This is a genomic window from Komagataeibacter sp. FNDCF1, from assembly GCF_021295335.1.
GTDB lineage: Bacteria > Pseudomonadota > Alphaproteobacteria > Acetobacterales > Acetobacteraceae > Komagataeibacter.
Genome location: NZ_JAIWOT010000001.1, coordinates 3,437,804 through 3,461,149, shown reverse-complemented (window position 1 = coordinate 3,461,149; position 23,346 = coordinate 3,437,804). Strand labels below are relative to the sequence as shown.

The window sequence follows — 23,346 nt, the reverse complement described above, 5'->3', positions numbered from 1 at the left end:
CCATGGGCCATGGGTCCAAACACCCCCAGCGTAAATAGCAGTGACAGGCAAAAGCGGGCGCGGCGGACAGGAAACATGGGCATGGGTTTTCCATGACTGGGGACAGGAAGCCATGCTGCCCCATTATGCCGCCCGCCCCAAGCCCGTATCCGGACCGGCCCGATCATCTACCGCCCGAGCAGGACCAGGCCCCATTCGTACCCCACGGATCGGCCGCCGGCAGCGCCAGATCCGTGGGGTACGACCCGGGAACCATGCGCACGATCCATATATAAAATACAAAACGTGCGATAATGACAGACCGTTCGGATGCAGGGATCATGGCCGCAATGCGCCGCACCCTGTTGCATCACCCCACATTCCACCCCGGCCCCCGACCTGCTATGGCTTGCCGCATCCCTCAACAGGACAGGCTGGCCCGATGCGCCTGCATTCCCCATGGCATCCCCATCTGCCCGCGGGCGATACCTCCCCTGCCGAACGTCTGGCCGATGCGCTGGCAGGCGACATACTGGGCGAAAAACTGAACGCGGGCGACCGCCTGCCCGCCCATCGTGACCTGGCATGGCGGCTGGATATCGGCATTGGCAGCGTCACACGTGCCTATGGCATGCTTGAACGCCGCGGGCTGGTACGCAGCGTGCGTGGCCGCGGCACCTTCGTGGCCTCGCACCCCGGTGGCAGGGGCTGCGTCATCGACCTGTCCGCCAACATGCCGCCACCCATGTTCAGTGACCGCGCGCTGGCCCGCACGCTTTCCCGCCTGGCACGCACGGTCGACCCGACGCTGTTCAATGTCTATCCCCCCATTGCCGGGCATATCGAACACCGCCGGATCATGGGCCATTGGCTGGCGGAACTGGGTGTGGACATCGCGCCCGAGGGACTGCTGCTGGCCAGTGGCGCACAGCAGGCGCTGGGCGTGGCGCTGGCCGCCAGTACGCGCGAAGCCCGTGTCATCCTGACCGAGGAACTGACCTATCCCGGCATGCTGACCCTGCTGCGCCAGGCGGGACTGGCCCCACGCGGGCTGGAGATGGATGAGTCCGGCCTGATGCCCACGGCCCTGGAAGGCGCGCTGCGCGACAACGCGCCGGGACAGTGCGTGCTGTACGTCACGCCCACCATGCACAACCCCACCACCGCCACCATGGACCGTGCCCGCAGGCAGGACATCGTACGCCTGTGCCGCGCCCATGATGCCCTAATCATAGAGGATGACGTGTATGACTGCGCAGCCGATGACAGGCTACCCCCGCTGGTCACGCTGGCGCCGGAGCGGACTTTTTATGTCAGCAGCCTGTCCAAGACATTAAGCCCCGGTCTCCGCATCGGCGCGCTGGCGCCCCCGCAGCGCTTCATGGCGGCGGCGCGGGAGGCGCTGCTCAATTCATCACTCATGATCGCGCCGCTGTCCTACGCCATGATGGCGCAATGGATGCTGGATGGCACCGCGGCTTCCGTGCGGCAGGCCCTGCGTGCGGAAGCCCGGCGGCGCAGGGAACTGGCCATGCAGCGCCTTGGCCCGCATCTTGTCCCGCCATCGTATGACGCCTTCCATGCCTGGATGCCCATGCCGGTGGAACAGGCCATGCGCTTCGAGGCCGAAGCCGCGCTGCACGACGTAAAAGTGACACCGCTGCGTCCCTTCATGGCCAGCCCGCACTCCCCGGGCAGGGCGGGCATACGCCTGTGCCTTGGCCCCGCCAGCCTGCCGGACCTGACGGAAGCCCTGCACCGCCTGCATGCATTGTGCGCGGGAAAGGGCAAAAGTGTCACGTGACACTTTCCCCATGGCAGAAAAGTGTCACAGCCGCCTATCATGCCCGCACAGTCACAGCATCCGGTAGATACGCCCATGACAGAACAGCCCATTACGGTCATCGCCACCATCCGCATCCGCCCCGGTCATGAACGGGCGGCGCTGGACGCCATCCGCCACTGCGTTGCGCAATCACGGCTGGAAAAGACCAATATTTCCTATCAGTGCCACCGCGACATCGGTGATGGGGACATATTCGTGTTTGTCGAACGCTGGGCCAGTCCCGCCGCACTGGCGGAACATGAAACCACGCCACATTTCCGCGCCATGGCGGAAGTATTCCGCACCGCGCTGGCCGAACCGCTGCATGTACGGATCACGCGTGAAATCTGATCCGGCCCCCCGGCTGGTGGCAAGACTGGCCATTGCCCTGTTCCTGTCCTACATGGCGGTGGCGCTGCCGCTGGCGGCCCTGCCGGTCGCGGTCCTGCACTGGCCGGGCTATGGCAACGGGCTGGCGGGGCTGGCGGTGGGCATTGCGTTTTTCTCCACCATCCTCAGCCGCAACCACTCCGGCGCCTATGCCGACATACGGGGCGGGCGGCCATGCATGCGCGCGGGCCTGGCGCTGTATGCCGCGGCAAGCCTGATCTGTGCGCTGGCCGGCCTGTCCATGCTCCCCCCTGCCGCCCGTTACACCATACTGATCGCGGGCAGGCTCCTGCTGGGCGTAGGCGAGAGCCTGACCATTGTCGGCATGCTCGGCTGGGGTATCGGGCTTATGGGGCATGAACGCGCGGGCCGCGTGCTGGCCTGGACGGGGGCGGCCATGTACGGCGCCTTTGCCGCAGGTGGCCCGATCGGGCTGAGCCTGTATGAACATGGCGGGATCGCGACAGTCATGCTGGTATCGGCCCTGCTGCCACTGATGGGGCTGGCGCTGGTGCAGGGCGTACCCGCTTCCACCCCGCATGCCGGTGCCAGACCGCCGTTCTGGCGCATTCTGGGCACCATCCGCTGGCAGGGCATGGGGGTAACGCTGCAGGGCGTGGGCTTTGGCGCACTGGGCGCGTTCCTGCCGCTGCGTTTCATCCATGCGCATTGGTCCCATGCCGGGCTGGGGCTGACATGCTTCGGGGTGGCGTTCGTTGCCGGGCGTCTGACATGCGGGCACCTGCCCGACCGCATCGGCGGGCTGAAGGTTGCGCTGTTCTCGCTCATGATCGAGGCGGCGGGGCAGTACCTGCTGTGGTGTGCGTCCTCCCCGCTGCTGGCCTTTGCGGGGGCGGTGCTGACGGGGGCCGGGTGCTCCATGGTCTATCCCTCCCTCGGGGTGGAGGTGGTGCGCCTGGTCCCGCCCAACATGCGCGGCACGGCGCTGGGCGGGTTCGCCGCCTTTCAGGATCTGGCCTATGGCGCGACCGGCCCGGTGGCCGGACTGCTGGCGGACCGTTTTGGCTATGACATCGTGTTCCTGCTGGGCGGCCTGTGCGCCACGGGTGGCGTGGGCATCGTCCTTGGACTGCTGAACGCGCGCAAAAGGGAGGCACGGGCGGGATGACGGCGGGTTACGTCCATATTGTCGGCACATGCGACACCAAGCTGGCCGAACTGGCCTATATCCGCCAGATCCTGCACGAAGGCGGGATCGACGCGCGGATCGTGGATGTCAGCACGCGTGACCACGCGGGGCAGGCCGATGTCAGCGCCCGTACGGTGGCCGGTTTCCATCCACGCGGTGAAGCCCATGTCTTCAGTGGCGACAGGGGGCGCTCCATTGCCGCCATGGCGGAGGCGCTGCGTCATTACCTGTCCACGCGCAGGAACATGCTGGGCGTGCTGGCCATTGGCGGTTCGGGGGGGACGGCACTGGTGGCCCCGGCATTGCAGGCCCTGCCGCTTGGCCTGCCCAAGCTGGTTGTCTCCACTGTGGCATCGGGCAATACCGCGCCCTATGTCGGTGGATCGGACATCGCGATGCTGTATTCCGTGACCGACATGGAAGGGCTGAACCGCCTGTCACGCCTTATCCTGTGCAATGCCGCCCATGCCATGGCGGGCATGGTGCGCACGCCCTGCCTGCCCGCGCCCGACCCGCGTCCTGCCATCGGGCTGACCATGTTTGGCGTGACCACGCCATGCGTGGACCATATCGTGCGGCAGATGGACACGCGGTTCGACTGCCTTGTCTTCCACGCCACCGGCACGGGTGGCCGCGCCATGGAACGGCTGGCGGATGAAGGCATGCTGCGCGGCTTCATCGACGTGACCCTGACCGAGTTCTGTGACCGGGTGGCAGGGGGCATATTCCCGTGCGACAGCGACCGGCTTGGTGCTGTCATCCGCAGCGGGCTGCCCTATGTCGGCAGTTGCGGCGGCCTGGACATGGTCAATTTCGGCGCGCGCGCCAGCGTGCCCGAACGCTATGCCGGCCGCACCTTTGTCGAGCATAATCCGCAGATCACCCTCATGCGTACCAGCGCGGCGGAATGCCGGGCCATGGGCCACATGATCGGCCACCAGTTGAACCGGTGCACGGGAGAAGTGCGTTTTCTCTATCCCGAGGGCGGTTTTTCCCTGCTCGACCAGCCGGGGGCCCCTTTTTACGACCCCGACGCGGATGAAGCCTTCCTGGCGGCCCTGTCCGAAACACTGGACCAGACACCGCGCCGCAGGCTGATCCGCCTGCCGCATGCGCTGAACGACCCGGCCTTCGCCGATGCGCTGGCGCATGAATTTTCAAGCATATTCAAGGAGAATACAGATAATGCCCAGCATCCCCCGCAGTGATATCCTTGCCCGGTTCCGCAGCATGATCGCAGCACGCACGCCCATTGTGGGTGGTGGCGCGGGCACCGGCCTGTCCGCCAAGTGCGAGGCGGCGGGCGGGATCGACCTGATCGTGATCTACAATTCCGGCCGTTACCGCATGGCGGGGCGTGGTTCGCTGGCCGGACTGCTGGCCTATGGCAACGCCAACCAGATCGTGATGGAAATGGCGCGTGAAGTCCTGCCCGTGGTGCCACATACCCCGGTGCTGGCGGGGGTGAACGGCACGGACCCGTTCGTGGATTTTGACGTGTTTCTGGATGATGTGAAGCGGGTCGGCTTTTCAGGTATCCAGAACTTTCCGACCGTAGGGCTGATTGACGGCACCTTCCGCAAGAACCTTGAGGAAACCGGCATGAGCTACAGCATGGAGGTCGATGTCGTGGCCCGCGCGCGCCACAAGGACCTGCTGACCACGCCCTATGTGTTCAACGCGGCCGAGGCGGTGGACATGGCCAAGGCGGGAGCGGACGTGCTGGTGGCGCATATGGGGCTGACCACCGGCGGGGCCATCGGCGCGGAAACCGCCTTCACGCTGGAGGACTCGATTGAACGCATCAACGAGATTACACAGGCGGCGCGCGCTGTCCGGTCCGATATCATCATCCTGTGCCATGGCGGCCCGATCGCCATGCCCGCGGATGCGCAGAAAGTACTCTCGGCCTGCCCGGACTGCCATGGCTTCTATGGCGCATCCAGCATGGAGCGCCTGCCTGTCGAAGGGGCACTGACCGAACAGACCCGCAGTTTCAAGGCCCTGACACGCTGACGGCAGGATTCTGGCGCACGGGGCACAGACAGGACACGGCGTGCCCTGTCCGGGGCACGAACCCGTAAGCCACGGTGCGTGCCGCATGTTACAGGCACGGACCGCCCGCGCCATGGCGGAAAGCGCAGCCATCCATGCACGGGCACGTGGCCCGGCGCGGTCTCCCGTCAGTAGCCGCGCGCCGGTTCATAAAGCAGGGCGGGGCGCTCATTGTGTTCCATCTGGTCGATCACCTCCACCACGTAACGCGCCTGTGCCTCCTGCGAGGCCCAGGACGCCACATGCGGGGTCAGCGTTACCCGTTCATGCCGCCATAGCGGGTGATCGGGTGGCAGGGGTTCGGGCGTCGTGACATCCAGCACCGCCCCACCCAGCATTCCGTCATCCAGCGCGCGCAGCAGGTCATCCTGCACGACATGATCTCCGCGCCCGACATTGACCAGCCCTGCCCCGCGCGGCAGCCGCGCCAGCAGGGCATGATCGATCATGCCACGTGTCTGTGGCGTACTGGGCAGCAGATTGACCAGAATATCCACGTTGGCCAGGAATTCAGGCAGCGCCTCCCTTCCTGCGAAAACCCTGATGCCCGGCACATCCTGCGTCGAACGCCGCCAGCCCGATACCATGAAACCGGCATGCCGCAGGTGTCCCGCCACATGCGCACCCAGATGCCCCATGCCCATGACACCCACCCGCGTTTCCGCGCTGGTACGTGAGACATGGTTTTCACGCCATATCCGGGCATCCTGCTGGATGGCCCATGTCCGTGCATCGCGCAGCAGACCCAGCACCGCCCACAGCACGTAATCCGCCATCAGCGCCGCCGTCTGCGCGCCACCCATGCGCACCAGTGGCACGTGGTGGGGGAATGCCGGGTCGCCCAGCAACTGATTGACCCCTGCACCCGTGCATATGATGCCCCGCAATCCCCCCATGCGCGCCAGATCAGCCGAGGACGGATGCCATACCAGCGCATAATCATCCGGCCCCGGCCGGTATGCCGGGTCGTACCATGAACAGGTCTGCAGATGCGGAGCAACCGCACGGAACGCAGCGCGCCAGCCCCCCACGGCGGCGGGACCATCCGAACTGATGACAAGCCTTACCATCAAACCTTCTCCCTGCTTCACCCCGCGCACCGGCGCGGACATCCCGGGTCCATGCTACCGGCTGACCCCGTCCCTGCCCAGCCAGAGCCCCCGCCACCGGCGGCCTATCCCGGCAGGAGCGAGCGGCGGCGCAGGGGCATGGTCATGCAGTGGATGCTGCCACCGCCCTGCGAGAACTGGTCGAGTTCGGGGTCCAGCACGTCCAGCCCCTCCGCGCGCAGCATCTGGTTGATGCGCGTGCAGTGCCGCGGGCTGATCACGCGCCCGCGCCCCAGCGCCAGCACGTTGCAGCCCATGTCGCGCATGGCCTCGCGGTAGCTGACCGGCAGCAGGCGGATGCCCTGCGTGCGGAACCAGTCCAGATCCGCATCGGACAGCACGTCCACCGCCGCGATGGCAAGGTTCTCCGCCACCATGGTGAAGATCACGTCGAGATGCAGGAAATGTTCGGGAAAACGGATCATCCGGCATGTCCAGCCCGCATCCTCGAACCAGCCCATGAACTCGGCCGCACCCGCGGCGTCCGTGCGGCCACCGCTTACACCCACCGCCAGCAGGCCGGGGCGGATGATGTGGATGTCACCGCCTTCGATATGCCCCTTCGTGCAGGTCTTCCAGATCGCGTCGCGGCCATAGAAATCATGCACCGGCCCGATCTCCGCCCGGCGTTCGGGGCGTGACAGGCGGGTGACGACGGTGCCGAACGGCGTGGTCTGGGAACTGTCGCGGGTATAGACCTCGTAGGGCATGCCTTCATGCGGGGTCAGGAAATGGCAGCTGACCCCGGCTTCACGCAGGGTGGCGACCAGCCCGTCAAACTGCGCCCGCAGCGCCGCGCGGTCGATGGTCGCACCCGATGCCATGCTCTGGATGGCGATGTCGTTGCTGGGAATCCAGGCATAATGGTCCGGCGGGCACAGCAGCACGTCCGCCAGTTCCCCGGTTTCACTGTCCACAAACCAGCGGTTCGTTCCCATGGTCCCGTCATGTCCCTGCCCGGTTGGAAACGTTACGATAGCGGATATATGGGATGAGGCAAGGGACCGCCCGCCCGCACAGGGCATGACCATGCACGCCCCGCCATATGCGGCGCAGGCTTATGCGCGACGGGCCGCAGGCGGGGCGGATATTTCCGCAGCCCATGCGGCCGGACCCTGCGGACACGGATGCCCTGCGCATGGCCCGGATATGAAAAAAGGGCGGGTTGCCGCCCTTTTACCCCTGCGGAGGGAATGCTGGTTCAGTTATTACTGCCAAAGGCCGGACGGGTGGCTTCGAACAGGAACCATGTGCGCCGCTCGGTCTCGTCAATCCAGGTTTCCAGCAGGCTTGCGGTGGCGACATCATTGCCTTCATCACATACGGCATGGACCGCGCGCATGCGGGCGGTCAGGGCAAGGTTGTCCTCACGCAGCTCGGCCAGCATGTCCTCGGGCGTGACATAGTCGGCATCATTGTCAGCCACACCGGTCAGCCGTGCGATCTCGCCCACGGAATGCAGCGTATTGCCACCAATCTTGCGCGCCCGTTCCGCCATGGGGTCGGTCATGGCAAAGATCTGGTCACCCTGTTCATCCAGCAGCAGGTGATAGTCACGAAAATGGCGGCCACTCATATGCCAGTGGAAGTTCTTGGTCTTGATATAGAGCGCAAACACATCTGCCAGCACCGTCTTCAGCCCGGCTGCGATTTCATGCACCGCGTCGTGCTCCAGGTCCGTCGGAGTGCCGAGATAGGTCCGGACATGAGCCTTGCCGGCTTCAGCTGCCTTGGTTGTCATCATCATCTCCACTTTCTGCGATCTACCTGCAAAGCACGCAGGCGCCGGTCACCCGGCTGCGCCCCCTTAAGCGCCCGCCTGCCCACAAGTTCCCTGAATGGTTCCCATACGGCACCCAGTGCCCCGCCCGTCACGATACGGGCATGCGGGACATGTCATTTTTTTATTTGCAATTGATATTCGTTTGCAATATCAGAAAAACACTCACGGCATTCCAGGACAGTTTTCCCAACCGTCGATTTCCCAGCACCAGGCCGTGAAACCTTATGCGGCATCGCCGTCATGCGGTGATGCCGCACTTCTTTTTTTCATGCAGGGATCATGTCAATCATGAGTGAAAGCACAGGATGCACGGCCGACTGGCACCTTGAACATTCCGCCCCCGACCGGTTTCTCGGCTATCTTGACCCCAATCGCCCCTTTGCCCGGCAGATCAACACATTGGCCGGACGGTTCCGTGATGTACAGGCCCTGTGCGAAGCGGGTACCCACCCGCCGGAACTGACCCGGCTGCGTAACGCACTGGCGTTCCATCTGGTCAAGATGTCACGCTGGTGGCGGTTTGATTTCTGCCCCCGTGGCGTGACCGGCGTGCACAATCCGCTCTTCCTGACCTATGTAAAGGCCCATACCGGACGATCGGCTGATGACGAGACCCTGTTCGACCTGTTCACCCTGCAGCGCCACATGCATGCAGGTGACGGGGGGCATATCCTTGTACTGGGTCGTGATACCACCACGACACAGGGTATCTGCATCCTGTATGGTGTGGATGGGCAGCGTAATTTCCGCTTTGCCACCAGTTCCGGCAATGCGGAGCCATTATGGAACGGGCAGGCCTATCCGGATTTTGCATCCGCATGGCTGGCGGCGCACGCGGTGCATGCCCTGATCTGCGATGACAATGCCGACATGCATGAATACGAGACCGCCCACCGCGAACACATATGGGCACGGGCGTGGCACCAGCGGCATTTCCATCGCAGCGGACATCTGCCCCAGATCAGGCTTTACGCGCAGGCACATACACAACTGCTGAACTGCCACTCCGCCTTTGGCAAGGCGGAGATGAAGACGGTGGTGGACCACCTGGCCTTTGATATCACGCGCACGGCCTTCCACCGCCACATGACAGTGGCCGACCTGGTTGCGGAAAGTGACATGCTGGCCATAAATCTGCGCTCCGCCAACATGATCAAGCAGCGCGCCCGCGCCTACGTCGCCACCTGCCTGGACCCCGTGACACGGCCCGAAATGAACACGCTGCTTGACCGCGTGGTGTCCTACGTGCCGCGCCGCTGCCCCTGATGGCCATCGGGTACATACGGGTCTGTCCGCCCGGGCATGCCGGGGGACAGGTCCGTTTCATGTCATGTCGCGGCTTTATTGTGCGGTATACCCGCCGTCGATCACCAGCTCGCTTCCGGTCATGAAGCGGGATTCATCGGATGCCAGGAACAGGATGCCGTAAGCAATGTCATCCGGCTCGCCCAGATGACCAAGTGGGTGCAGGTCAATCAGTTTCTGCCGCGCCGCCACCTGGTCGGGTGTTTCGGCTGTCAGCCCCTGCACCATGGGGGTCCAGATATAGCCGGGATGGACCGAGTTGACCCGGATCTTGTAGCCCGAACGCGCGCAGTGCAGGGCAGCGGACTTGGTGAACAGCCGCACGCCGCCCTTGCTTGCATTATAGGCAGCCAGCGTGGGATCGCCCACCAGCCCCTCGATGGAGGAAAGATTGACGATTGATCCCCCGCCATGTGGCTTCATGGCCTCCACGGCATGACGGGTACCCAGGAAGACGCCGTCAAGGTTGACCGCCTGCACCCGCCGCCAGTCCGCCAGGCTGGTTGATTCCACCGTGCCGGTATAGGCGATGCCTGCATTGTTGACCGCGATATCCAGCCGCCCGAACTGCTTTTCGATCGCGGCCATTGCCTGGCTCCAGTCTTCCTCCACCGTCACGTTGAGGGACACGAACAGGGCCTCTCCGCCCGCCGCCTCGATTTCCGCCACGACGGCGTGACCTTCCTGCTCCTTCATGTCGGCCACGACAACCCTGGCCCCTTCACGCGCCAGCAGCAGGGCCGTCGCCTTGCCAATGCCCAGCGCGGCCCCGGTCACCAGCGCCACTTTCCCCGATACCCGTCCCATAACAGTCTCCTGACTATATCAGTCTTGCAAAAACAACCGGATGAACCTGCACCACCATGGACTTGGCGGCACTGATCCATTCCCGGCCACACGGCTTTTTGATGGTACCGCAATCCTTGCACAGCGACCGGGTCTGGCGGCAGCCAGGCAGGCAGGGAACTGGCCTGCCCCCCCCCCGTCTGCCGCCATGCTCCGTCATGACATGACAGGCAACAGGCGCAACGGCAGCCTGCCTGCCCGCAGCGCCATCAAGGACTGCGGGACGGGCTGACGGTTCAGGATTCGCCCTGGGCTATTTCCATGAGGATCCGCCCCAGTTCGGTCTTGATCATGCGCTGGGCATAGGCCTTCAGCTGGTCCGCATCTATGAAGCCCATGCGGAAGGCGATCTCGTGCGGGGAACCGACCAGAAGTCCCTGCCGGGACTGGATCGTATGCACGAACTGGCCTGCCTCCATCAGGCTGTCAGGCATGCCGGCATCCAGCCATGCGCAGCCACGCCCCAGGCGCTGGACATGCAGTTGGCCCTTTTGCAGGTAGATCCGGTTAAGGTCGGTAATTTCCAGTTCCCCGCGTGCCGATGGCTTGAGGTTGCGCGCATATTCACGCACGTTGCCATCATAGAAATACAGGCCCGTTACGGCCCAGTTCGATTCCGGCTCCTGGGGTTTTTCAACAATGTCGTGTGCGTGGCCGTCTTCACCAAAACTGACCACGCCATAACGTTCGGGATCACGCACCTGATAGGCAAAGACCGTGGCCCCGACCGGGCGCGTGGCCGCCGCACGCATCTGCTTGCCCAGATGGTCGGCAAAAATCAGGTTATCCCCCAGCACCAGCCCGCAGGGCGCATCATCCAGCCAGTCATCGGCTATGACAAAGGCCTGGGCAATGCCATCGGGTGACGGCTGTTCACGGTAGGTGAAGGTAACACCCATATCCGACCCGTCACCCAGCAGGCGCTTGAACTGCGGCAGGTCCGCCGGGGTGGAAATGATCATGATATCGCGTATGCCCGCCAGCATAAGGGTGGAGAGCGGATAGAAGATCATCGGCTTGTCATAAACCGGCAGCAGCTGCTTGCTGACCGCCAGTGTCATCGGGTGCAGGCGGGTTCCCGACCCGCCCGCAAGCAGTATACCCTTGGTCGGCTTCTGGTGTGCGTCTTTACTCATGCTGCTGTTCCCATCGTCTTTCCTGCCTGCCCAAGGCGCTGCCCGCCATAGCGTGCGGCGCGGATGGCTTCCCACCATTCGCGGTTATCAAGATACCACTGCACCGTGCGACGGATGCCATGTTCGAAATCATGCTTCGCGTGCCAGTCCAGCGCACGCTCGGCATGGGACGGATCGATTTCGTAACGGAAATCGTGCCCCGGCCGGTCCGTCACATGGCGGATCAGGCGTGCATGCGGGCCAGCCGGGTCGGGCCGCAATTCATCAAGAATGGAACAGATCGCCTGAACCACTTCCATGTTGGTACGGGGCTGGCGTGCACCGATGGCGTAGGTCTCGCCCGGCTGGCCGCGCTCCACCGCGCGCACCAGCGCTTCGGCGTGATCTTCCACGAACAGCCAGTCGCGCACATTTTGCCCCGCGCCATAGACGGGCAGTTCCTGCCCTTCAATCGCGTTGATGGTGACAAGAGGGATCAGCTTTTCCGGGAAGTGCCACGGACCATAATTGTTTGTGGTATTGGTGACGAAGGTGGGCAGTCCATAGGTATGGTACCATGCCCGCACCAGATGATCGGATGATGCCTTGCTGGCCGAATAGGGACTGCGCGGGTCATAGGGTGTCTGTTCGGTAAAGGGCGGATCACCCGGCTGCAGTGCGCCAAATACTTCATCGGTGGAAATGTGATGGAAACGGAAGGCCTTCTGCCGCGCTGTATCCAGTCCGGACCACCAGCGCCGCGCAGCTTCGAGCAATGTATAGGTACCGACGATGTTTGTACTGACAAAAGTACCAGGGCCATCAATCGACCGGTCAACATGACTTTCCGCAGCCAGATGCATGACGGCATCGGGCTGGAATTCGGCAAAGACCCGGTCCATGGCACCGGCATCGATGATGTTGGCGACTTCCAGCCGGTAGCGGCCACTCTCTGCCGCGGCCTGCGTGGCCTGCTCGCTGGCCGCATAGGTCAGGGCATCCACGTTCAGGACTTCATGCGTGGTCTGGCTGATCAGATGCCGCACGACCGCCGAGCCGATGAATCCACACCCGCCCGTTATCAGTATACGCATTCCTTGCTTCCTTCCTCCCCTGTGTCGTTACACGTTGCCCCACCCGACCATGACAGAAGGCGGGAGCATTACTGATCAGGATCCAACCGGATAACGACAGACAGAACTGTAATATAAGAGCATCGTGTGACTGTAATATGTCGTGTGTGTCAGAAATGTGTGCCTCATACCCCCGATCATTGAAAATGGTAACGCATGAAGGTGGTAACGGGATTTTATCAATAAAATGTTCATGCAATCCGTTGCACACCCGCGCGGGCATCACGCGCCTCGACCCATTGCATGACACGGCGGCCCAGCCGCTGTGATGGCCGTTCAATCAGATGGTAACACACCACGCCAACCAGCAGGCACAGGGCGAATATTGCAACTGTTGCCGTCATGCTTCCGACAGAACCAAGATTACGCAGCCATTGGCCCATGGCCCACGACAGGATGCCGATAATCAGGTAATGCGCCAGATAGAACGAAAACGATATCCGCCCCAGCCACATGACCGGCGCAGATGACAGGAACGTATTGATCACCCCGCGCTGATAGGCCAGACCAAATATAAGGGCCGTAAAACCAAATACATCACATACCGGAACAACCGGAAAGAACAGGGTAAGGGCAATGAATGCAACCGCCCCCATTGTAATCGCCGCCCCGTGCCGCTCCGTACCCGCAGGGGCCAAATTATAGACACGGTACAGTACAATCCCCGCAGTAAAGCAGAAGAACATGCGGATGGCGCCAAACGTACCGGTCGGATTGTTATTGGCATGGTGGCAGACAAACAGGATGGCCACCAGTGTGACCAGGCTTGCCGCGCATACCGCCACGGCACTGCGCAGGCTGGCAATGCGCATGGCCGCCATGGCCAGCAGCGGGAACAGGATGTAGCCCAGCACTTCAGCACTCAGTGTCCATGATACGATGTTCCACTCCCCCAGTTTCAGCACTGTCCAGGTCTGTACCAGCAGCAGGGTCTGGACAAAACCGGCAACGGACAGGTTATGCGCGCGGTAGGCAAAGGCCGGATCGGTATAATGACGCTGCATGGCAACGTAACCGGGGGCGAACAGTACAAGCGGAACCAGCGCAAGCAGGATAAAGGTATTGAGCGGATAGACACGGAAGAAACGGATAATGAAAAAGTCACGGATGACATGCCAGCGCAACTGCACGAACTGCCCTTCATGCACATGCATGAGGATGAAGCCCGACAGCACGAAAAACAGGTCAACGCCGCGAAAACCGTTGAACAGAAACAGTGAATTCAGCATCCATGGCTGATGAAGCATGTCGGCAGCCAGACCGTAGAAGTGGGTCATGAAGACCCACAACGCCGCAACACCGCGCACACCGGTCAGGCTGGGGATGGAACGGGCCCTTGGCATGTTATCCCCTTATTGCATGTTGGTTCAGGCTTTAGAAAAATCTTTCATCTATCGTTACGACGTCACCGGGCAGCAGTTCGGTCGCACGTGTAATGCGGCCTTCATGCGCAGGTGTGGTCAGGTTTTCGTGGCGCACATCGGTCGCATGCGTGGTTATGGCGCGATAGGTAAACCCGCCCGCCAGTGCCACGGCCGTAAGCATGGTCATGCCCGGCTGGTAGGGATACTGCCCGGGATGATTGACCTCACCCAGTATGTAGATGGGCCGGTACTGCGCTATTTCCACCGAAACACTGGGCTGGAACAGGATGCCCTTGCTTTCCAGACTGGAGGAAATGCGCTGCGCCAGATCCCGTGGCGCAGCCCCTGCCGCAGGCACCACGCCCAGCAGCGGAAAGTCGATATTTCCGTTGTCACTTACGGTAAAGGTATTGCTCAACTGCGGGTCGTTATAGGTAATGACACGCACCTGGTCACCCGGACCAAGATGATAGGTACTGGTATCAACCGCTTCAAAAGACTGTTCCCGCGCCGACGCACATGAACCCAGTGTCAGCAGGGCTGTAGCGGCGACTGCCTGCATCACTCCAGGCCGACACGTACTCCGTATCATTGCAAACATGGCCACTCCCAAATCATTATAAATGCGACTTTCCCCATTCTGATGGCCCAAAGGGCCTCTCGCTAACCGGAGAAGGAAAAGCCCAATAGTACGGTATTGCTTGTAAACGTCGAAAGGCGTCCCGGGATGTTCAGATAATTCACGTTTCCGCCCGATGTGGCGTTATTGACATAGTTGTAGGTAAGGGACGCGCGGACATGGCGGTCGATATTCCAGAAAACAGACCCCCCGAAATGGATCTGCTTCTGCAACCGGTTGCCCCCAAGCGTGGCGGTCGCGCCCGTAACCTGCATCCCGGACTGGGAATCACTCTCCCCGAACTCGCCATAGGCGCGCAGGAACACGTTGTGGCGGAGTTCATGATCCCATTGCAGCCGCACGTCGGTAATGACCTGATTGCGGGCAAAGGGGGTTTCGGGGTCGCTCAGGTGGCGGCCTGCCGTCAGGTTGACCGTGTCGATCCTGCGCGGCATCCACGATACGTTGACCTCGAACGTGGGCGTGCTGACCGACGGGCTGTAACCGTTGGCAAAGCTGCGCGTCTCACCGCCCACCAGCAGGCGGTACTGCCACACCTGCCCGCTGCGGAAGTCCACCCCGACAAACCCGGCCCCGTCGGCATAATTGTTGGTTGATGCCTGAATGGCGGCATCGTACTGCGCCGCCGAACCACGCAGGACGGCAACCGCCGAATTACCCGGCGAGAACGCAAAGCGCGAAGTCAGCGACCCCGTTTCCACCTTGTGGCTGATGGTGCCGTAATCGATGGAAATCGGCCCCGGTGCCGTCCCGAAGGAGAAGTCCTGATAATCAAAGGCCGGGATCAGACTGAAGCGCCCGAACGTCTTGGTATAGGTCAGCCGCCCGTCATTGACCTGGTAGGGTACGGGGTAGACCACCCCGTACACGCCCAGATTGGTCGCGGAAAGGTGATACTGATAATGCGAGAAAGCGGCGCTGAGCGTGTCATGGCCCAGGTTGAGCGAACCACCGATGCTGCCATGCCAGTTGGTATAGCTGGCAATGGACTGCGTGGGGTAACGGTGATCATCCATCCCGACCGACGCCCCCAGCGCATGCCGGCGCCAGCGTGAATTGGCGCTGACATTGGCCGATGTCTGCACCGCCGGGCTGCCCGAACCGGGAATACCCAGCGTGTTGGTGTTGTAGCCCACGTTTTCAGATGCCGTGGGCCGCAACAGCCAGCTGCCCAGCCCGATCCCGTCGCTCTGCTGGCCCATCATCTGGCGCGTCACGACCGAACCGGTCATATCGGTGGCGTACCCTGGTACATCCGATGGAAAAAGCTGCTGAATCAGCTGCGCATGCGCCTTGCTGGCATGCAGCCCCATTCCCAGCACCATGATACTGACCGGCCCCCACGACAGGCACCGCCCCATTGTGCCCCCGCGCCGCAACCGCCTGACCTTCATACCGCATCCTAACCTGTGATCGTAACACGGGAGTTACCTCCCGCACGCTGGACAAACCGGTGCACGACATCACGCAAGCCCGGGTCCAACCGGTATGCAGCAAAAGCCATGGCAAGTCCCGCTACCGTGGCCGCACAGGCAGAAACCACAAGGTTCATGGGTACCAGCAGACTCAGGATAAGTGCCCCTGTCATGATTACCATTCCCGGCACAAGCCGCCAAGTCTGCCTGGAGCGGCAATCCGCCAGAAGATAGAGGGCAATCAGGTTAATCGTGACCCGCAGGGTCCAGGCGGCCGCGGCACCGGGCAGCCCCCACCATTTTATGAACAGCCACAGCACGCAGAAGAAGGGCAGGATCTCCACCATCGACACCTTGGCCGTGATGTGCGGCCGCCCCTGCCCCTGAATCAGTCCGTAAGGCAGGAAGGCGATCCCGTTGGTCCACGCGCCAAACATCAGGATCTCGGCCACGGGGCGGGAGACATCAGCAAAATTGCCCCCTACCCACAGATGCAGGAACGCACCCGAAAACAGGATGCCCGGCGCGCAGATCATGCCGAACCCATAGGTAAGCGAGGCCGTGGCTCGGCGGGTCAGGTCAACCGCCTCTGCCCGGTCCGCGCGCGACAGGCGGGGGAACAGCGTGCGCGCAAGCGCCGTGGCCACCACCTGCGAGCGCATGGCCAGGTTCATGGGCACCGTATACTGCCCCACCGATGTCACCCCCAGCGTGGCACCGATGATCAGCTGGTTGGAGGTATCAAGCAGCGGGTTGATCAGGCTGGAAATGCTGACCCATGACCCGTAGCCCAGCAGGCGCTTGAGCCATACCACGTCGTAATCCAGCGGGCGGATCGGCCATTCCAGCGCAATGACCACGCAGTAGGACAGCATGATCATCCCCAGCCGTGACAGCACGATGGCGGGCAGGACAACCGTAAGTTGTGGCCCCCACAGATAGATGCAGATCAGCGGGATGATCTGTCCTGCCATGGTGGTACTGGAATTGAGCATGTTGGAAAGCAGGAAACGTTCCCGGGATTCCAGCGCACCAGTGGCCACGCCATTGATCATGCCCAGCGGCAGCATGACCGCCATCCATGGATAGGCATGGCGTGTTTCCGTCAGCAGGTCTGGCGGTATGCGGACGAAATGCATCAGCACCACGTCGCCAATGGGGTACAGGATCAGCCCACCCAGCGCACCCAGGCCCAGATTGCTGTAAAAGGCCGTCATCAGCACGGGCGAGCGCTCGCGCGACGTGGCATGGCCAAGCTGCGCCAGCGCATTGGCCGAAGCACGGGACAGACCAAAGTCGAGAAACCCGAGATACCCCAGCAATATCCATGATATCGCGACAATGCCGTACCGGTCCGTGCCGATCATCCGCAGATAGAACGGAACCGTGCCCAGCGAGACGATAATGGGAAAGATGGAACCGAATACGTTGAAAAGGAAATTGGTGGAGAACTTGCTTTGTGCCATTACTCCGCCCCTGCTGTCACCATGGCGGACCGGGAACCGGAACCGCCAAGAACCTGCTGGTATACAGTTGCATATTCCCGCGCCACGCTGTTCCAGTCGTACCGGCTGGCCACGTCCATGTTGCGTGCGCGCAGGGCATCCGCCGTCTCCGGCAGGGTGGTGGCGAGCGATTCGACATCCCGTGCGCCGGCGGCCATATCGGCAGGGTCGACCATCACGCCCGCGGCACCCTGCTGCATGAGCCGGACAAAGGGCGTGATATTGCTAAGGATCGGCACAAGACCGGCGGACATGGCTTCCACCGCGGCAAGGCCAAAGCCTTCATGCGCGGACAGGCAGCCAAAGAAGCTGGCCTCCCCCATCAGGTCGCGCAGCGCCGCATCGCTTGGGCCGGGCACGATGCGCATGCTGTCCCCGATCCCGCAGGCACGGGCCTGCTGGCGCAGGTCATCGGCGGTCAGGTTGGAATCCTGCCCCGCCACGATCAGCTTCCATTGCGGGTTGTCACGGCGCAGGCGGGCGACAAGTTCAAACAGCAGGTTCAATCGTTTGTGAACCGCGAACCGCCCGAAGGCAAGGATGGTGTGATTGGGCGTGCGGGCAGCCGCATCACGGAAGCGGGTCTGGTTGATGCCGTTCTCGATTGTCTGCAGGCGTCCCTTCGCCACGGTGCGGAACATGTCGGCATCACTGTAGCTGCACGCCACGATGCGCGCATAGGCACGGACGGAAACGGGGGTGATGGTGCGGAACCAGATTTCCTTCAGGCGCCGCAGCGCCCCGGTATGAAAAAAGCCCCCATGGGTGGAGGCGATCATGACCTTGCGATGCAGCGGCCATGTCCATGCAAGGAAATCGAAGAAGAAGTCGATTGCATGGACATGCAGCAGGTCGAACGAGCGGATATGGCGCAGCACGCCGGGCGCAAGCGGGTACCGTGTGGAACCGCGCCATGCGATGCGGGTGACGGGCACGCCGTCCACCACATCGCTATGCGGCAGCTTCCCGGGGCGGCCGAACACGCTGTCGAGCGTCAGTACCTGGGCATCCAGTCCAAGCTTCTGGCGCTGGCTGCGTGCAAGGTTGAGCAGCGAATCTTCCAATCCACCAACAGAGGGACTGAACTGACGGCAAATATGCAGGATTTTCAATGTTTCGTCCCCTCGTTCATTTATCATCGAACCGGCTCAGGATCTTGATGTCCCGGTTGCCGTAGCTGTAGCCCATCACGTCCATGGCATTGTCCTCCACCATGGTCGCGACCACCCCGGCCAGCGGCGCGCCACTGGCTTCCAGTCGTTCCAGGCAGGCCATGACGGCACGCTGCGCCGTGCTCTTCCACCGGCACACGAAAATCACCTGATCGGACATGTTCGCATGCACCAGCGCATCACTCAGCCCCAGCAGCGGCGGGCAGTCGATGATGATCAGTTCATACGACCGCTTCAGTTCCGCCAGTATGGCGCGCAGGCGGCGGATCTCGACGGGACTGAAGGCATGCTCCATCGTGCGGCCGGCGGGAATGTAGTCAAAGCCGGTATCGGGGTCGGTGCGGATGACATCTTCCACCCGCGCGCCGGTGGTCACAAGATCGCTCATGCCCAGCGAGGGACGGCCCGACGTGACATCGGTCAGATACTGGTCAAGCATCCCGCGCCGGTGGTCGGCATCGATCACCAGCACCTTCTGCCCACCCCGGCGGGCAATGGTTGCCATCCACAGTGCCAGCGTGCTCTTGCCTTCCTCCGGCCCGGCCGAGGTAATGGCAAGGCAGAGCGGCTGGCCCCCGTCATGCACCCGCATGGACAACTGCATGACCAGGCTGCGCACCGCTTCCGTGGCGCGGGAATAGGGATGGTCGATCACGTGGCGGCGCACACCCTGTTCGGTGCGTGCGCGCACCCGGGGCACCACGGCCATAAGCGGCAGCGGCACGGCGGCGCGCAGGCGCTCGATTTCGGTAAAGCCCGCGGTAAAGTAATCACGCAGCAGCACGATACCCGCCCCCGCGGCAAGGGCCACCGCAACCAGGCCCATGCCGATCTTCTTGCGGTTGGGGAAGCTGGGGACCTCCGGCGCGGAAGCGTGCGACACCAGGGCGATGGGCGGCTGCAACAGGGCCGCGCGGTCCACCACTTCCTTTGCATGCTCCAGGAAGGTTTCATACACCGTGCGCGCGCTCTGCGCTTCCTGGTCCAGCGTGCGGTATTCGGCTTGGGGCGCGCTCTGGCCGCCTGCCTTCTGGCGCAGGATATCGAGGTTCTCGCTCAGACGGTCCACCTCCGCCTTGGCGGAAATCTGGTCTTCGCGGATGGAGTTCAGCGCGGCCTGCGTCTCGGCCGACAGGCTGGCGCGCGTGGTTGCGATCTGCTGGTCCAGCGCGCGCAGGCGCGGATGCTGCGGGCCGTAGGTTGCAGCCTCCTCCTGCCGGGTGCTCTGCAACTGCATGAGCGCATTGGCGGTGGCGACAAGGATCGGCTCCTGTGACAGGGCGACCGCCGCCCGTGCATCCCCGCGTGATGCTGCGTCACGCAGCGCATCGGCACGCGCCTGGGCCGCGGCCAGCCTGCCCTGCGCCTGGCTGAGATTGGCGGACGTATCGGCAATCTGGCGTTCGATCAGGGGGCTGGCGGTGCCGCCCTCGCCCGTATTGGTCAGCCCGTGGGCGTTGTCAAAGGCATTGGCCTTTTCCACCGCATCCATCCAGCGCTGGCGCAGTTCCGCCGTGCGGCTGTCCAGCCAGGCGGCCACGCGGTTGATATCCGCCGTCTGCCGCGCAAGGGCCAGGCGCTGGTAGTTCGTGACCACCGCATCCGCCAGGGCGGCGGCGCGGGCGGCATCGCCATCCACCACGTTGATGTCGAGTATCTGGGTATGCGCCTCGGGCGTTACGGTCAGGTTGTTGAGGAAGGCATCCTCATCACGCACGCGCTGGGCCACCGGATCAACCGCCTGCGCCGCGTGGCACAGGAAGCCAATACCCATGTGGCACAGCCGGTCGCGCAGGCCGACATGCGGGGCTGCCGCCGGTGGCGGCAGCTGGGCCAGGACGGCGGCGGCCACGTCACGCGAATGGATCATCGCCGCCTCGGTCTGGACCAGCGAGTCATCCGGCGGGGCCTGGTTCTGCTGCTGGCCATTGGGGGCCAGCGGGTCCTGCTGCGCACGCCCCGACACCACGACCGTGGCCGTGGCGGTATAGCGTGGCTTGAGCGTCAGCATGACCGCGCTACCCGCGACCAGCACGCCAAGCACCGTCAGCACAAAGAGGAGCCGGTGCCTCAGAAAGGCCCGGACCGTCTGGCGAATGACAAGGCCCACATCCTGCGCTGTCCATGACATTGAAGTGGCCCGTCCCTGTATGGAAACATAATTCATGCTGATTACCCGGCGAGTTTCCGCGAGATGGATGATACGGGTCTGCCACGCGCCCTGCGCTGCAGGTAAAGCAGCACGTAAAAGCCGAACACCGGCAGCCCCAACAGATAACGCCGCCACAGCCTGCGCGGTTCGCGCACAAGCCGCACCAGCCACTCCATTCCCATGTCCGCCACCCATCGGGGCGGGCGGTGCACATGCCCCGCCGCATGATCGACCAGCGCCCCCGCCGTCAGCATCACGCCCGTGGGGATCTGGTCCATATTGTCACGCAGCCAGCTTTCCTGGCGCGGCATGCCCATGGTCAGCAGGATGATGTCGGGCCGGGTTTTCAGCACGCGCTCAAGCAGTTGTGTAGATTCACGCGATCCGGGGGTCTGGTCAAAAAAGCCGTGCTGGGTGCCCGCCGTGCGCACGCCATAACGCGCGGAAAACGCCTGGGCGGCCTTTTCCACCACGCCGGGCTTGCCGCCAATCCAGAAAACCGATGCCTCCGGCCCCAGCCGCGACAGCACGGGGCCGATCCATTCCGGCGGGGTGGTACGCGGCAGGTGGCGGCCCGTCAGCACCATGCCGGCAAGCTGCACCCCCGCCCCGTCACAGAACGCGATATCGGCCCGGCGGAAAAGGGAACGCAGCCAGGTCTGCCGTTGCGACACCACCGCCATATGGGCATTGGCGTTGACGATGACCATTTTCCTGCGCGCCCGCACGGCGTCGATCACGCGCTCGACTATTTCTTCCCTTGATATGTCGTTGAGAGGAAGCCCCATGACATCGACAACCGTGTCATCCACCACGATTTCAGTATTTGCGTTCATTTGAATACACCGTTCATCATCAGGAGAAATTGAAATTCAGAATGCGTTCCGACTGAAAATCTCGCGCTTGATGGTCAGGAAAATGATCTTGATATCCAGCCAGATCGACCAGGCGCGGATGTATTCAAGATCCAGCACGACACGGCGGCGCAGGTCGTCGCGCGTGACCAGTTCGCCGCGTGAGCCGTTGATCTGCGCCCAGCCGGTAATGCCTGGCTGCACCCGGTGGCGGGCGACATATTCTTCCATCGCCTCATGCAGCAGCTGGCCGCCGGCGCGTGTCTGCGGTGCATGGGGGCGTGGCCCGACAAGCGACATCTCGCCACGCAGCACGTTGAGAAGCTGGGGCAGTTCATCAATGCTCAGCCGGCGGATCCACCGCCCCACGCGCGTGACCCGCGGGTCGGTGCGCGATGTCTGCCGCGCCGCGTCACGGTCCGACATGTCGGTATACATGGAGCGGAACTTGAATACATTGAAGTAAAGGTTATTGAACCCCTGCCGCGGCTGGCAGAACAGGACCGGCCCGCGGGAGTCCAGCTTGATCGCCAGCGCCACCAGCAGCAGGACCGGAGAGAGCGCAAACAGCAGCAGCGCGCCGACCGTAAGGTCAAAGGCACGCTTCTGCATCATGTCCCACTCGTTCAGGGGGCGGCGCTGCAGCACGGTCAGCGAGAACGGCCCGAAGCGTTCGACCGGCCAGCCGTGGCAGTCCTCGGTCATCAGGGTCGGCACGACATAGACATCCGCCAGCATGCCGCGCAGCCGCCACAGTTCATCCATGACATGCTGCTGCCCCCCTTCTTCGGGGGAAAAGCTCATGATGACGGCATCAATCCCGTCTTCACGCGCACGCTGGACCAGGTCTTCTATCGTGCCGTCAACATTGCTGCCCTTATCATCAAAGATACCGGCAAGACGGAACACGCGTGTCATGCGCGTATTGATGCGCGTGGCCATCTGCGTGGCTTCCATGCCGGAACCGATAATGGCGACCCGGCGCACCAGCCGGTGGGCCATGGCATCCGTGTTCAGGACATATGTGCCGATGGTACGCTCCACCACAAGCATGATCGCCACGAACACCAGCCAGTCCGCCCCCATGCGCAACGTGGCCGCGACGGGCCAGGACAGCATGAGAAGGACAATACAGAAAACTGCCGCCCCGAAGATGACGGGCGGCAGCAGGTAGCGCAGCTGTGCGGAAAGCCGCGTGACATCGGGGATGTCAAGGAGCGGGACATTCCTGGGAAACAGGATGAACGCCCCCGCCGCCATGATATTGGCAAGCAGGAGCGCACCGGACAGTCCATAGGACATGTCATGGACACCCTGCCAGGCAATGCAGGCCACGACCGCAAGGCAGACACAGAGCGCATCCGACAGGACCACCACCTGTGGCAACACGGGATGACGGTAGGAAAAGCCGCCATCATCCACCGGGCGGTTCCTGTAAGGGCGGTGGACCTTGCTTTCGCCTATCGCGGATAGCGACAGGTCGGGTTCGCCATTTTTCAACTGCCTGAGTGCCTCGCTCATTTTGAAACATCTCCTGTCGACGCGGAATACGAC

At 62.9% G+C, this 23,346-nt stretch carries 21 protein-coding genes; 7 read left to right on the top strand and 14 right to left on the bottom strand.

Annotated elements, in window-relative coordinates; all coding sequences use genetic code 11:
• The first annotated feature begins 421 nt into the window (after window positions 1–421).
• The 5 genes from LDL32_RS16195 (at window position 422) to LDL32_RS16175 (ending at window position 5,360) form a co-directional block, all read left to right on the top strand.
• Window positions 422–1,783: a PLP-dependent aminotransferase family protein gene (locus tag LDL32_RS16195; protein WP_233068515.1), complete on the top strand. Its 1,362-nt coding sequence runs from the start codon at window positions 422–424 to the stop codon at window positions 1,781–1,783.
• 75 nt (window positions 1,784–1,858) lie between these two features.
• A complete protein-coding gene (locus LDL32_RS16190) occupies window positions 1,859–2,155 on the top strand; it encodes a putative quinol monooxygenase (protein WP_233068514.1) in 297 nt (98 codons plus the stop codon).
• Window positions 2,130–3,323, top strand: coding sequence for an MFS transporter (locus tag LDL32_RS16185; protein WP_370636720.1), 1,194 nt, complete (start codon window positions 2,130–2,132; stop codon window positions 3,321–3,323). The genes LDL32_RS16190 and LDL32_RS16185 overlap by 26 nt, the downstream gene beginning before the upstream one ends.
• Entirely contained in the window at window positions 3,320–4,552 is a 1,233-nt protein-coding gene (locus LDL32_RS16180) for a Tm-1-like ATP-binding domain-containing protein (protein ID WP_233068511.1), read from the top strand. The genes LDL32_RS16185 and LDL32_RS16180 overlap by 4 nt, the downstream gene beginning before the upstream one ends.
• Window positions 4,530–5,360 (top strand): phosphoenolpyruvate hydrolase family protein, encoded by an 831-nt coding sequence (locus LDL32_RS16175; RefSeq protein WP_233068509.1) that lies wholly within the window; start codon window positions 4,530–4,532, stop codon window positions 5,358–5,360. Before LDL32_RS16180 ends, LDL32_RS16175 begins: the two co-directional genes overlap by 23 nt.
• A gap of 167 nt (window positions 5,361–5,527) precedes the next feature.
• Here the strand turns inward: LDL32_RS16175 and LDL32_RS16170 are convergent, their stop codons facing one another.
• The 3 genes from LDL32_RS16170 to LDL32_RS16160 form a co-directional block, all read right to left on the bottom strand.
• On the bottom strand, window positions 5,528–6,469 hold the full coding sequence (locus tag LDL32_RS16170) for a glyoxylate/hydroxypyruvate reductase A (RefSeq protein WP_233068507.1): 942 nt from the start codon (window positions 6,467–6,469) through the stop codon (window positions 5,528–5,530).
• Window positions 6,470–6,573: 104 nt separating this feature from the next.
• A complete protein-coding gene (locus tag LDL32_RS16165; protein ID WP_233067065.1) occupies window positions 6,574–7,446 on the bottom strand; it encodes a dimethylarginine dimethylaminohydrolase family protein in 873 nt (290 codons plus the stop codon).
• A 263-nt stretch (window positions 7,447–7,709) separates the two neighbouring features.
• Entirely contained in the window at window positions 7,710–8,252 is a 543-nt protein-coding gene (locus LDL32_RS16160) for a Dps family protein (protein ID WP_370636719.1), read from the bottom strand.
• Between the two features lie 327 nt (window positions 8,253–8,579).
• On the opposite strand from LDL32_RS16160, the gene LDL32_RS16155 reads away from it, so the two are divergent.
• Complete coding sequence (locus tag LDL32_RS16155; protein ID WP_233068503.1) at window positions 8,580–9,557, top strand: hypothetical protein; 978 nt, start codon at window positions 8,580–8,582, stop codon at window positions 9,555–9,557.
• A 75-nt stretch (window positions 9,558–9,632) separates the two neighbouring features.
• Here LDL32_RS16155 and LDL32_RS16150 read toward each other — a convergent pair whose 3' ends face one another.
• Window positions 9,633–10,403: a glucose 1-dehydrogenase gene (locus LDL32_RS16150; protein ID WP_233068501.1), complete on the bottom strand. Its 771-nt coding sequence runs from the start codon at window positions 10,401–10,403 to the stop codon at window positions 9,633–9,635.
• A 40-nt stretch (window positions 10,404–10,443) separates the two neighbouring features.
• Between LDL32_RS16150 and LDL32_RS16145 the strand changes: the two genes are divergently transcribed.
• Entirely contained in the window at window positions 10,444–10,674 is a 231-nt protein-coding gene (locus LDL32_RS16145) for a hypothetical protein (RefSeq protein WP_233068499.1), read from the top strand.
• Between the two features lie 4 nt (window positions 10,675–10,678).
• Here the strand turns inward: LDL32_RS16145 and rfbA are convergent, their stop codons facing one another.
• The 10 genes from rfbA to LDL32_RS16095 all read right to left on the bottom strand — a co-directional run bounded on the left by rfbA (window position 10,679) and on the right by LDL32_RS16095 (window position 23,313).
• Window positions 10,679–11,578: a glucose-1-phosphate thymidylyltransferase RfbA gene (rfbA, locus tag LDL32_RS16140; RefSeq protein ID WP_233068498.1), complete on the bottom strand. Its 900-nt coding sequence runs from the start codon at window positions 11,576–11,578 to the stop codon at window positions 10,679–10,681.
• Window positions 11,575–12,651 carry a dTDP-glucose 4,6-dehydratase gene (rfbB, locus tag LDL32_RS16135; RefSeq protein WP_233068497.1) on the bottom strand — a complete coding sequence of 359 codons (1,077 nt, stop codon included), beginning with the start codon at window positions 12,649–12,651 and terminating at the stop codon, window positions 11,575–11,577. Before rfbB ends, rfbA begins: the two co-directional genes overlap by 4 nt.
• 230 nt (window positions 12,652–12,881) lie before the next feature.
• Window positions 12,882–14,033, bottom strand: coding sequence for an acyltransferase (locus LDL32_RS16130; RefSeq protein ID WP_233068496.1), 1,152 nt, complete (start codon window positions 14,031–14,033; stop codon window positions 12,882–12,884).
• A gap of 31 nt (window positions 14,034–14,064) precedes the next feature.
• Window positions 14,065–14,616 carry a polysaccharide biosynthesis/export family protein gene (locus LDL32_RS16125; protein ID WP_233068491.1) on the bottom strand — a complete coding sequence of 184 codons (552 nt, stop codon included), beginning with the start codon at window positions 14,614–14,616 and terminating at the stop codon, window positions 14,065–14,067.
• A gap of 101 nt (window positions 14,617–14,717) precedes the next feature.
• Window positions 14,718–16,088 carry an outer membrane beta-barrel protein gene (locus LDL32_RS16120; protein WP_233068489.1) on the bottom strand — a complete coding sequence of 457 codons (1,371 nt, stop codon included), beginning with the start codon at window positions 16,086–16,088 and terminating at the stop codon, window positions 14,718–14,720.
• Window positions 16,089–16,096: 8 nt separating this feature from the next.
• Window positions 16,097–17,575: a flippase gene (locus LDL32_RS16115; protein ID WP_233068487.1), complete on the bottom strand. Its 1,479-nt coding sequence runs from the start codon at window positions 17,573–17,575 to the stop codon at window positions 16,097–16,099.
• Window positions 17,575–18,726, bottom strand: coding sequence for a glycosyltransferase family 4 protein (locus LDL32_RS16110; protein ID WP_233068486.1), 1,152 nt, complete (start codon window positions 18,724–18,726; stop codon window positions 17,575–17,577). The genes LDL32_RS16115 and LDL32_RS16110 overlap by 1 nt, the downstream gene beginning before the upstream one ends.
• A 16-nt stretch (window positions 18,727–18,742) precedes the next feature.
• The gene (locus LDL32_RS16105) at window positions 18,743–20,917 is read right to left on the bottom strand and encodes a polysaccharide biosynthesis tyrosine autokinase (protein ID WP_233068482.1); all 2,175 of its coding nucleotides are present in this window, start codon (window positions 20,915–20,917) and stop codon (window positions 18,743–18,745) included.
• Window positions 20,918–20,958: 41 nt separating this feature from the next.
• Window positions 20,959–21,774, bottom strand: a complete 816-nt coding sequence (locus tag LDL32_RS16100) for a WecB/TagA/CpsF family glycosyltransferase (protein ID WP_233068480.1) — start codon at window positions 21,772–21,774, stop codon at window positions 20,959–20,961.
• A gap of 36 nt (window positions 21,775–21,810) precedes the next feature.
• Window positions 21,811–23,313 (bottom strand): exopolysaccharide biosynthesis polyprenyl glycosylphosphotransferase, encoded by a 1,503-nt coding sequence (locus LDL32_RS16095; RefSeq protein WP_233068478.1) that lies wholly within the window; start codon window positions 23,311–23,313, stop codon window positions 21,811–21,813.
• Window positions 23,314–23,346 lie beyond the last annotated feature (33 nt).